This is a genomic window from Streptomyces sp. NPDC055103 (assembly GCF_053607625.1).
Map to the genome: position 1 here is coordinate 54,424 of NZ_JBSGTX010000050.1, position 12,428 is coordinate 66,851.

At 68.7% G+C, this 12,428-nt stretch carries 4 protein-coding genes; 3 read left to right on the top strand and 1 reads right to left on the bottom strand.

Annotated elements, in window-relative coordinates; genetic code table 11:
- Window positions 1-12 precede the first annotated feature (12 nt).
- Window positions 13-534 carry a hypothetical protein gene (locus tag ACWFR1_RS27775; protein WP_453555679.1) on the top strand — a complete coding sequence of 174 codons (522 nt, stop codon included), beginning with the start codon at window positions 13-15 and terminating at the stop codon, window positions 532-534.
- A 159-nt stretch (window positions 535-693) separates the two neighbouring features.
- Here ACWFR1_RS27775 and ACWFR1_RS27780 read toward each other — a convergent pair whose 3' ends face one another.
- Window positions 694-4,716: an FG-GAP-like repeat-containing protein gene (locus tag ACWFR1_RS27780; protein ID WP_453555681.1), complete on the bottom strand. Its 4,023-nt coding sequence runs from the start codon at window positions 4,714-4,716 to the stop codon at window positions 694-696.
- A 916-nt stretch (window positions 4,717-5,632) separates the two neighbouring features.
- Between ACWFR1_RS27780 and ACWFR1_RS27785 the strand changes: the two genes are divergently transcribed.
- On the top strand, window positions 5,633-11,602 hold the full coding sequence (locus ACWFR1_RS27785) for an RHS repeat-associated core domain-containing protein (RefSeq protein ID WP_453555683.1): 5,970 nt from the start codon (window positions 5,633-5,635) through the stop codon (window positions 11,600-11,602).
- On the top strand, window positions 11,599-12,285 hold the full coding sequence (locus ACWFR1_RS27790; protein WP_453555685.1) for a hypothetical protein: 687 nt from the start codon (window positions 11,599-11,601) through the stop codon (window positions 12,283-12,285). Before ACWFR1_RS27785 ends, ACWFR1_RS27790 begins: the two co-directional genes overlap by 4 nt.
- The last annotated feature ends 143 nt before the right edge of the window (window positions 12,286-12,428 follow it).

A 12,428-nucleotide genomic window follows, 5' to 3' on the forward strand; every position in this document is an offset into this window, starting at 1 on the left:
AAGACCAGCACCATGGGTAGCTCGTACGCGTTTCCCGTCCTGGCGACCTCCGATGCCGCCGAGGCCCTGGCGGTGGCCCGGCGCCTGCTGCGGCTCGCGGAGAACCGGCATCTGACCACGGTCGACGGGCATGCCCGTGCGGCCGACGAGGTCGCGCTGCGGCGGCTCGCCGCCGTGGTGCCCGAGGGCTCCGACTACCTCGCCGAGGTACCGCCGCTGACGCTGGAGGTGCCCGAGGACATCGCCGAGGGGACCTTCGAGGAGGCGTTCGTGGGGGCGCTGGGCGATGCTCCGGCCTGGCTCCGGTGGGACGTGGGAGCCTGGCCGGCCGGGCCCTTCGGCTTCCGTGACACGGAGTACAGCGGGGTGCAGATCGCGTTCAACTCGCGGGGTCTGTACTTCGCGCCGCCTCCGCCGGGCGGCGCCTCGCACCTGGTCTCCGTCTGCGTGGGTATGAGGGACCTGGCGCGCGCCCGGTGGCTCGCGGAACAGACCGGGCTGGAGGTTCTGGGCGAGCCCGTGCAGTCTCTCTGACCGGAACCCGTGAAGGACGGCGGTCCCCAAGACCCGATGGTGGTCTTGGGGACCGCCGTCGTCGTACGGAGGGTGCTCCGCACCCGTGATGGTCCGGGACGCGCGAGGGTGGGACCCCGTACGGGATCCCACCCTCATCTCCGGACTACGGCCTCGACGTCAGAGGATGACGTCGAAGGACTGCCAGCCGACGCCGACCAGGGTGCGGCCGCTGGGGAGGAAGTCGTACAGCTCTCCCTTGTCGGTCACACCGACGGACTCCGCCGAGCCGTTGCTGTCGAGGTCGGTGGCGAAGGGGTTCCAGTGCCCGTTCCACCAGCCGTTGCCGTTGAAGTAGCGGGCGCCGAAGCTGATGGTTCCGTTGTTGGTGCTGGTGTTGGGGTAGACGTACAGATCACCCTGATCGGTGCGGCCCATGATGTCGACCTTGTAGTCGCCGTTCATGTCGGCGAACCGGATGGTGGTCCAGGACGCCGGCCACCAGCCGTTGCCGATGAAGATCCGGCTGCCGAGCGTGCTGGTGCCCGTACCTCCGGTGCCCGGGTAGACCCACATGTCGCCGCCGCTGTCACGGCCGATGGCGTCGGTGCGTCCGTCTCCGTTGATGTCCCCGAAGCCGAGGGTGTCGTACGTGTTCCAGCCGTTGCCGATGAAGGACGGGGAGCCGAAGGGATAGGTGCCCTTTCCGTCGGTACCCGGGTACAGGTGGAGCTCACCGTCGCGGTTGCGCCCGACGATGTCCGTGTATCCGTCATTGTTGAGATCGGTGTTGTAGGCGTTCGTCCACCAGTCGCGCCACCAGCCGTTGCCGACGAAGTAGCGGCTGCCCAGGGTGCTGGTGCCCGTTCCCCCGGTGCCCGGGTAGACCCACATGTCGCCGTTGGCGTCGCGGGCGAGGACATCGGTGTAGCCGTCGTCGTTGTAGTCGGGCCGGCTCTGCCCGCCGCTGGTCCAGTGGCTCCTGCCGACGGCGTCGTAGATGACCAGGACTCCGCGGGCGAGTACGACGGCGTAGGAGTTGGGCTTGTTGCCGGTCTTGCTGCTCCACAGCGTGGTGGACCCGTTGGCCGTGTAGACCACGAGGGCTCCGTCGGCCTGCATACGGGCGAAGGCGCCCTGGTTGCCGGCCGTGTTGGTGGCCCAGACCGGCTTGTCGGCCTTGGTGAACAGCACCAGGTTGCCGTCGGTCTGCATGACCAACTTCGCGCCGTTGGTGGTGAACTGCTCGCCGGAGGCCAAGGTGGTGCCCGAAGCGATCCGGGCGCCGGCCACCGCGTCGATGTCGAATCCGCCGGAGAAGGAGCCGACGGCGCCGCTCACCATCTCGCCGTACCAGCCGAACACGGTGTTGTCGGCCTTCCTGGCCCACAGGTCGGTCACACCGTCGCCGGAGAGGTCTCCGACCGAACCGACCTCCGGGTACAAGGCCTGGGTCACGCCGACGCCCACCTTGGTCCGGGCCGCGGAGCCCCAGGTGGCCAGGTCGACGGCGGCCTTCTTGTCGGCGCTCGGCTTGCCATAGGTGCGCAGGATGTCGCCGTTGGCGTTGTCACGGAGCCAGAGGTCGGGGACGCCGTCGGCGTTCAGGTCGCCGGGGGTGATGACGGTGTACTTGTCCCAGTCCTCGCCACCCACCAGTACCGGGGCGCCGTGCATGTCGAGGAGGAGGTTGCGCTCGCCGAAGTACGCCCACAGGCGCTTGCCCTGCTTCACCAGCAGGTCGGCCCGGCCGTCCCCGTTCAGGTCACCGGGGTTGACGATCTGGGAGGCGCCCTGCCAGTGGTCGTCGCCCTCCTCGGTGCAGCCCGTCTCCTCGTTGCGGACGGGGCAGCTCACACTGATCTGCTGCACGCTGTTCGCCCGTACGCGGCCGAGGCCGTTGTTGGAGTAGACCCAGAGCTTGTCGATGTTGTCGACAGTGTCGTGCTGCAGGGTGACCAGGTCGTTGTAGCCGTCCTGCCCCCAGTCGAGCGAACTGGTCGTCAGCGCCGAACCCAGGCCGGCGACACCGCCGTTGGTGGTGGAGGAGAACTTCGCGTTCCCCTGACCGGCATAGGTCAGCAGGGTGCCGAAGGAGTCCTTGCTCCAGATGTCACGAAGCGTGTCGCCGTTGAGGTCACCGGGCTGGTCCCGCGCGACCGAGCGGCCGGCGTAGAACAGGTAGGCGGTGGTGTCGGAGCGGTTGCCCGCCGGGTCCTGGCTGAACGCGTAGACGAAGTGCGGGCCGACGCCCGGCGGGGTGAGCTGGACCGTGGCCGATTGGCCGGCGGGAACGGTGACGCTCTTCACGTCCGGGTTCCAGGAGGTGTAGTAGCCGTACCAGACCACGTCGTTCACACCGTTGGCGGAGATGGTGAACGAGCCGGGGGTGCGGGCCTTGCCGGTGCCGGAGGGCCAGCCGCTCTCACCGTTCGGGAAGGTGACCGAGCTGATCGCCGGCTTCTCGTTCGGCCGGGTGCGGTCGACGGTGAACTTGCACGTCTGGCTCCACGCCGAGTACTCGCTCTGGTCGTACGCGCGCACCTTCCAGGTGTAACTGCCGGTCGGAAGCTTGGCGTCGGGGACCACCAGGGTGGAGACGCGGTCCTTGAGTCCCGGGATCCACTCGTCGGCGACCGGGGTGCCGTCGCTGCGGAAGACCTGGAACTGGGCCGACAGGTTACCCGCGTTGGGGTCGGTCACGAACGCGTGCAGGCTGACAGTCGTGTTGCCGATGAGGCCGCCGGTGGCGCAGTCGGTCTTGGGGTTGGTCCCCAGACCGGTCGGCGTGGCGGGCGGATTGGTGTAGACCGTCTCCAGAGTCGCGGTCTTCGGGTCGAACTTCTTCCAGCCGAAGGTGTCGCTCTCGTTCGAGGCGTACATCCCGAGGGTGATGCTGGAGTCGCCGGCGGCGGCGACTCGCTGCATCTTCCAGGTCAGGTCGAACTCGAGGTTGCCCGCGGGGCAGCCGTCGGACCAGCCCTTGGAGTCGTTGACGTTGTAGAGCCAGTCGATCTTCCCCGGCTGGTTGTTCCAGGTGGTCTGCTTGCCGATCGCCCCGGTGTGCCACAGCTGCACCGGCCGGTCCTGGCAGGACCAGGACCAGACGTTCTTGATGCGGAAGGTGGAGCTGATCACCTTGGTCCCGCGGACGTTCGCCGTGTCCATCTGGAAGAAGGACCGTGACAGCCCGTTGGTCTCGTTCTCGTAGCCGACGCGGGCCACCTCGTTGGCGTTGAGGTAGTTCTTGGTCGGGTACTTCTTCGACACCCGGGTCCAGTTGTTGCGGCCGCCCCAGGCCCAGGAGGGGTCGATGTAGACGGGGTAGGTGGTGTCCGCCGCCTGCAGGAGCTGCTGGTCCGGGGTGATCTGGAGGGTGCTGCCGATCACGGAGGTCGCCATGACGGCTTCCTTGGACCCGGCCGGCTGCTCGAACGAGTCGCCGGGCTCCGGCGTCTCGGACTCGGTGGCCGTCAGGGACTGGGCCGACGACTGCGTGAGGCTCTGCGGGGTCTCCGTCCCGCTGCCGGTGGTGGTGGAGTCCCACATGATGGGGGAAGGACTGGTGAAGACCGTCTGCCCGGCGGGATTCGTCGCGGTCACCGTGCCGGTCGCGGGGTCGGTGGCGACCGTGACGCCGACCGTGGACATGGTGTACTTCAGCTGGGCGAGCGCCGGGTTGTCGGCCGCCTCGGGGGTTTTGACCACCACGAGTTGGGAGAAGCCCTCGACCTCCGCCTTGAGCTGGAGGTCGACGCCGGGCAGCACTTCGGCGTAGGTCGCCACGTTGCCGTTGAGGGTCGGCTTCGGCAGTGCGGTCGGCCAGGACAGCGACAGGGTGCGGCCGTCCTTCACGCCGGTGAGGAGCGGTCCGGTGCCGCCACCGGAGAAGGTGACGACCACGGTGGTGGCTCGGGGCTTCACCGATCCGTCGGCAGCGAACTCGAGCGTCGGGTCCGTGGCGACCCACACGCCGCTGCGCAGTACGCGCACCGGCGCACCGTACTTCTTCTCGGAGAACGTGCCGTCCGGGTTCACCCAGGTGTCGGAGAGCTCGGTCCGCGCGGAGGTCAACTCGACCGGATTCCCGGTGGCTTTCGCCTCCGCCAAGGCCTTGTCCTCGGGGCTGACACTGCCGTCGTCCTCGCTCGCCGCCACAGTGGCCTGCGCCCGCTCGGCGGCTGCCGCGGGCGGTATCACCATGGCGACCGAGCCCACAAGTGCGACCGCTGTGGCCCGGTGCAGCGCGCGTCTCCAGCGACTCCTGCTACGCGTACTCGACAAAGGGATCTCTTCTCTGAAGCCGCAGTGATGGTGGGATGGCGCGGCGTGTAAGAAGGCAGCCCGGAGGCGTGCCCCCTGGCTGCGCCTCCCGCGCCAGCGCAGAATAGTCGATCGTCGAGCGAGCCGGACCGTAACCCCCTCATTAATCGTTTGCCGAATGCCGATTCGGAGAGAAGTCTCAAGTCCACCTCAAATCCTGCGGCTTCGAACGGGTCGCGAGTGGCTCTCGTTCTGCTCGGCAGCCTTGTCACGTGGCGACACATGGCGAGTAGAGGAATCCCGCTTGCAGCCGCAAGCGCTATCACCGCGTTCTGGGCCGCCTTTCGACCGGAAGGGTTTCCTCCGCTATTGCTTTCGCAACATCGGATCCGGTCGTCAGGGGGTTGACCAGTGAGGGAGGCGGCTTGGGCGGAGTGACGGCGCCGGCGCCGTCAAGCAGGGTGGGCAAATCGCCCGATCGTCAATCGATCGGGCGGGATTTCCCGGTTTTCCGTGCGGATCTCATATCTTGCTCAAGTGAACCGCCGCATTGCGGGGTGCGCTGATAGCGTTCGGCGACATTTTCCGCTTTGTGCGTGAGGTGACTGTGAGAGTTCCACGAATACGCGGCTCGGCGGCCGTACTGGCAGCCGCCATCACTGTGGGCCTTTTGCCCATGTCGGGGGCCGCGACGGCTAATGCGGACGAAAGAATTCCGCTTCCTGGATTGCACCAGCCTGAACCGGTCCCGGTGAAGAACGTCCCTGCCGGAGGCGCCAAGAGACCCGATGCCGCGGCTGCCCACGCGTGGAAGGGCGGCCCCGAGGTCATCTGGCCCGACGCGGGAACAGCCGACGTGCGACTGACCCCCGCGAGCGGCGCGCATGCCGCACGTCGAGGGGCCGCGTCGACGCCGGTACGGGCCGGAAGTCTGCCCGTTGCCGTTGCTCTGACCGATGAGGGACAGTCGGCCGCCGCCCCCGGAGTCAAGGTCAAGGTCTCCGAACGGAACGCGGCCCGCAGGGCCGGAGTCGACGGGCTGCTGCTGTCCGTGGGCCGCACCGACGGCGCATCGGGGACCGTGCGGACCCGCGTCCAGGTGGACTACTCCTCCTTCCGAGGCGCGTACGGAGGCGACTGGGCGGGGCGACTGCGGCTGGTGCAGTTGCCGGACTGCGCGCTGACCACGCCTGACAAGGCCGCGTGCCGAATCCAGAAGCCGCTGCCGACCACCAACGACACCCGGACCGGCCTGCTGAGCGCGCCGGTCGGCGTCGGCGCCACGACCGTTCTGGCCGCGGCGGCCGAGGCGGCCGGGGCCAGCGGGGACTACAAGGCGACCTCCCTTCAGCCGGCCGGTTCCTGGAGCGCCGGCGAGTCGATGGGAAGCTTCGCCTGGTCCCATCCGATCAACGTGCCCGCCGTACCGGCCGGGCTCCAGCCGAAGATCTCCCTGGACTACAACTCGCAGGCGGTGGACGGCCGTACGGCGGCCTCCAACAACCAGCCGTCGTGGATCGGTGACGGCTGGTCGTACGAACCCGGCTTCATCGAGCGCAGGTACAAGTCCTGCAACGACGACAAGACCGGCGGTACCAACACCACGCGCGTCGGTGACATGTGCTGGTTCAACGACAACGCGACCCTGTCACTGGGCGGCAAGTCCACCGAACTCGTCTACCAGGCCGGCAAGGGCTGGCACGAGGCCGCCGACAACGGGACGACGGTCGAGAAGCTGACCGGTGCCACCAACGGCGACGGCGGTACGGACGGTGTCGACGGCAAGGGCGAGCACTGGAAGGTCACCACGGCCGACGGCACGCAGTACTTCTTCGGCCTGAACCGGCTCCCGGGCGCCGCGGCCGGTGACGCCTCGACCAACTCGACATGGACCGTGCCGGTGTTCGGCAACCAGTCGGGCGAGCCCTGCTACAACGCTAGCTTCGCGAGCGGCTGGTGCCAGCAGGCGTGGCGCTGGCAGCTCGACTACGTGGTCGACCCGCACGACAACGCCATGGCGTACTACTGGAAGACCGAGACGAACAACTACGGACGCAACGTCTCGGACACCACCGGCAAGGCCACGGTCACTCCGTACATCCGGGGCGGCTACCTGGAGCGGATCGACTACGGCCTTCGCTCGGACGCCGTCTACTCCGGCAAGGCGATGGCGCAGGTCCACTTCGCGGTGGACGAGCGCTGCCTGACGAACTGCGGCACCTTCGACGAGACCAACGCCAAGAACTGGCCGGACGTCCCGTTCGACCAGTACTGCAAGGACGGCTCGACCGAGTGCAAGGACCAGTTCTCCCCGACGTTCTGGTCCCGCAAGCGGCTCGCCTCCATCACCACCAAGGCGCTGACCGGTGGGGCGTACAAGGACGTTGACAGCTGGAGCCTGACGCAGGGCTTCCCCGCCTCCGGCGACGGCGTCTCGACGCCCATGTGGCTCGCGTCCATCCAGCGCACCGGAAAGGCGGGCGGCAGCATCCTCCTCCCGCCCGTGACGTTCGCCGGTGAGCAGAGGGCCAACCGCGTCGACAAGACCGGCGACGGCCTCGCCCCCTTCATCCGCCTGCGGATGTACCAGATCACCACCGAGACCGGCGGAACCATCGGGGTCAATTACTCCGAGCCGGAGTGCACCACGACGACCCTGCCGGCGGCCGACGCCACGAACACCACCCGCTGCTACCCGGTGAAGTGGGCGTACGAGGGGTACGACGCCAAGCTCGACTGGTTCAACACCTATGTGGTCACCCAGGTCGTCGAGGGCGACAACCTCGTCGAGTCCCCGGACAAGGTCACGTCCTACTCCTACCTGGGTGGAGCCGCCTGGGTGAAGAGCGCGGACGAGTTCACCAAGGCCGAGGACCGGACCTACTCCGTCGCCCGCGGTTACGAGCGGGTCCAGACCCGCATCGGCGCCGCCTCCGATCCGAAGACCCTTACGGAGAACCGGTACTTCCGCGGCCGGGACGGACAGGACGTCAAGGACTCGGCGGGTGTGGCGGTCACCGACCGCGACGCGTTCGCGGGCATGCAGCGCGAGAAGATCACGTACGACGGCGACGACACGAGCAAGCTGGTGACGGCGACCTCGTACACCCCGTGGCGCTCCACGGCGATCGCCACGCGTACCCGTTCCGGCCTCCCGGACCTGGTCTCCTACCAGACCGGTGTGAAGAAGGAGTCGACCCGCACGACCGTCAACGGCGGCACGCGCACCACCGAGGTCGACCGTACCTTCGACGGCTACGGCATGGTCGCCACCGAGTCCACGACAGGTGACACCGCCAAGACCGGCGACGAGAGCTGCACGACGACCAGCTACGCCCGTACGGGCGCCGGCAGAATCCTCGACAAGGTCAGCCAGGTCGAGACGGTCGCCGTCACCTGCGATGCCACTGTCGCCCGGCCGGGCGACGTGATCGACGACGTGAGGACGTACTACGACGGCGGTGCTCTCGGAGCGGCGCCGACGAAGGGCGATGTCACCCGGTCCGAGCGGATCAACGGCGCGGGTAACGGCTACGACGTCACGGCCGGCACCCCGGCCGCCGACTTCGACGTCTACGGCCGCGGCCTGACCGCCGCGGACGCCTACGGCAAGATCACCAGGACGGCGTACACACCGGCCACGGGCGAGGCGCCCACCACCGTCGTGGTCACCAACGCGCGCAACCACACGGCCACCACGCGGATGGACCCGCTGCGCGGCCAGCCCACCCAGGTGACCGATGCCAACGGCAAGGTGACGACCACCGCCTACGACGCGCTGGGCCGGGTCACCAAGGTGTGGCTGCCGACCCGTTCCGCCACGACCTACCCCAATTCCCCCAACAGGGTCTTCGAGTACCAGCTCCGTAACGACGCTCCGGCTGTCATCACCGCCAGGACCCTGGCCCACGACTCGACCTACCAGACGGAGTACACGTTCTACGACGGTCTGCTGCGGGCCCGGCAGACACAGACGAACTCGCCCGACCGGGCAGGCCGGCTCATCACGGAGACCTTCTACGACACCCGCGGCCAGGCATGGCGCACCTCCGGCGTCTTCTTCGCGACCGGAGCGGCCGAGCCGGTCCTGGCCACCGGTCAGGAGTTGAAGTACCCGGCGTCCACCGACACCGAGTACGACGGGGCCGGGCGCGTCACGGCGCAGATCTCCAAGCGGTTCGGCGACGAGACCCGGCGGACCGTCACCCTGTACACGGGTGACACCACCACTGTCGTCCCGCCGCAGGGCGGAACGGCGTCGACGACGGTCGTGGACGCACTGGGACGCACGATCGAGTCGCGGCAGTACACGGACGTGGCCCGAACCGCCCACCAGTCCACCCGGTACAGCTTCGACAAGCGGGGCCGGATGGCATCCATCACGGACCCCTCGGACGCGACCTGGACGTACACCTACGACGTCCGCGGCCGCCGGATCCAGGTCGACGACCCGGACAAGGGCACCACGAAGACGACGTACGACCAGGGCGACCGCGCCACGGACGTCACCCACGTCGGACGCGGGATCACCCTGCACACCGACTACGACGAGCTGGGACGCAAGACCGCACTGATCAAGGGCGCCACCAGGCTCACGTCGTGGGAGTACGACACCGTGGCCAAGGGGCAGTTGTCGAAGTCGACCCGCTGGGTCGGCGGCAAGGCGTACGAGTCCGCGATCACCACGTACAACAGCCTCTACAAGCCGGTCGTCACCCAGCTGACGGTCCCGGAGGGCGAGGGCGCGCCGGCCGGCGTCTACAAGTGGACGACCTCGTACAACGCCAACACCGGCGACGTCATGTGGACCCAGCACCCCGCCATCGGTGACCTGCCGGCCGAGAAGGTCGCCAACACCTATGTGGCGGGCAGCAGCCTGCTGAACACCGTCGGCGCGGGCGTCGACCCGCTCGTCTCCGCCATGACCTACGACCACTACGGCCGCAACACCCGTATGGAACTGGGCGAGTTCGCCCAGCACGTATGGGTGTCGAACGAGTACGACGAGCACTCCGGCGCTCTCAGCCGCACCTACACCGACCGGGAGGCGGCCCCGCAGCGCGTCGAGGACACCAGTTACGGCTACGACCCGTCGGGCAACGTCGTCTCCGTCGCCACCGCCTACGGCCAGGACGCCGCCCGCACCACCGACACCCAGTGCGTCGACCTCGACCCGCTGGGCCGGATCACCGAGGCATGGAGCAACACCGGCCAGCAGTGCGCCACCACGCCTTCGACGTCGGTCGTCGGCGGGCAGGACGCCTACTGGACGTCGTACACGTACGACGTGATGGGCAACCGGAAGACCGAGACCCGGCACACGACCGCCTCGAATCCGACGGCCGCCACCCGTACGTACGCGGCGCCGACCACCGGCAGGCACGACCTGCCCAAGGTCACCCAGACCGGCGCCGACGCGCACGACGAGACCTTCTCCTACGACGCGGCCGGCAACACCCGGACCCGCAAGATCGGGGCGGCCGCCGAGCAGACGCTGAGCTGGGACGACGAGGGGCACCTGGCGTCGGTCACCGAGGGCGCGGCCGAGAAGGTCGCCTACCTCTACGACACCGAGGGCCAGCGGCTTCTCGCCGAGGACGCCACGGGCACGACCCTGTACCTCCCGGGAGGCAACGAGCTGCGCCGGAGCGCGAGCGGGGTGCTGAGCGGGACCCGGTACTACATGTCCGGCACGCAGACGATCGCCGTGCGGACGGCCGGAAAGCTGACATTCGTCCTGGGCGACCACCACGGCACCGGCACCACCCAGATCACGGCCGACGCGGCGCAGACCGTCACTCGCCGAAAGACCGCGATCTTCGGCGGCGCGCGTGGCGCCCTGCCCACCGGTTGGGCGGGAGACAAGGGCTTCGTCGGCGGCACGAACGACGCCGCGACCGGCCTGGTGCACCTCGGCGCCCGTGAGTACGACCCGTCGACCGGCCGCTTCATCTCGGTCGACCCGCTGTTCGTGACCGAGGACCCGCGGCAGCACAACGCCTACACGTACAGCAACAACAACCCGCTGACCCTGACCGACCCGGCCGGCACCGAGATCGGCTCCCCGCCGAACTCGTGCCTGTACGACCTGGCCAACTGTTCCAAGGAGATCCAGGAGTCCGTCGGCTACACCCCGAAAACCACCACCACCTCCGGTGGCGGTGGCGGTGGCGGTGGCGGTGGAGGCGGTGGCGGTGGCGGCGGGTCCGGCTCGTCCGGGAAGCACTACTGCGACGGCTGCCAGCAGCTGCCGCCCCAGCTGCCCAAGGGCGTCGCGGTGCCCAACGGTCCGGCCGGCACCAGGGCCGTATCCACTGTCGTGACGTACCAGGGGCCGTGGACCGACTTCTCGACCGGAGCCAACGTCCGCGAGGTCACCGAGGACCAGACGCTGGCGTTCACCTACACCTATGCCGCCATGTACGCGGCGATGGAGCAGTTCGCCGACAAGTTCGGCTGGGCGGCATCGGTGAAGGCGGGTGGAAAGGCGAGCATCCCGCTGGTCGCCGAAGGCTCGGTCGAGACGACGTTCGGGCTCAACGGCGACTACACCTGGACCAATTCCGACACCAAGACCAACACGTCGACCGCCGCCGAGGCCAGCACGATGACGCTCAAGAAGGGAGAGCTGTTCGGTTACGTGCCTTCCGGCTATGTCACCCGGTTCGACACCGTCTACCAGGACGCGGAAGGCAAGACGACGACCAAGAGCTGGGGTACGTTCGACATCCACACCTGGCAGGGCAACAAGTTCAAGGACGCTCCGCCCAACTTGGTGAGGCTGGACGTGGTCATGTGCACCCAGGTGGGAACGTGCGGCCGATGACCTCGCGCCGCGGCCGTGCCACGCGTCTCCTGCTGATGGTCACCTCGGCGTTGCTCCTGGCAGCCGGATGTGGACCGCAGCCGGCCGGGCACGCACCGGCCGGCACCCCGGGCGGCTCCGTCTCCCCGGCGTCCCGTACGACTCCGGGCGGGCGGCAGCCCGACCCGGCCCAGCTGGAGGCGGCGGTCGCCGACCAGGCTCGACGGTCCGGCGCGGCCCCCACGGACAAGGGGCTCAGCCTTGCCCGGCAGTCCGGGAAGGCCGTCTCCTACCTGTGGGAGACGACGAACGGCAAGGTCTGCTTCGGGCAGACCTCCTCGGGCGCGGCGCAGGAGATCGCGTGCGGCGCGGGGCGAGTGACGCCGGAGCGGAAGGGCTCGGACCTCGCGGCGCTCTTCGGCCCCGGCATGGGCTTCGCGGAGTCGTACGTGGTGTTCACCGCTGAGCGGGGAACGTCGGTGACATCAGTGAAGTACCAGGGGCAGCAGCTGTCCTGGCGACTCGTCAGGCGACTGGCTCCGGAGCGGACGGGGCGGGACGTCTATTACGTCACGCTGCCCGACGGCCACCAGGGCTGGATCGACGTGACCCTGAAGCAGGCCGACGGCCGGCTGACGCCGGACCGGCTGCGGGTCACCATGGGCGGTGGCCCCCGGGCCTCCGCCTCGACGCCGGTCCACTGATCCGAGCAGGTGAAGGCCGCGCCCCCCCGGGGAGGGCGGCGGGGCGGGGCCCGGTGGTTGACCCGAATCCAACCGGGGGCGTATAAACAAAACCGAGCCCCCGAGACACACACCGATCGGGGTTTACGTGTTATGGGTTTAAA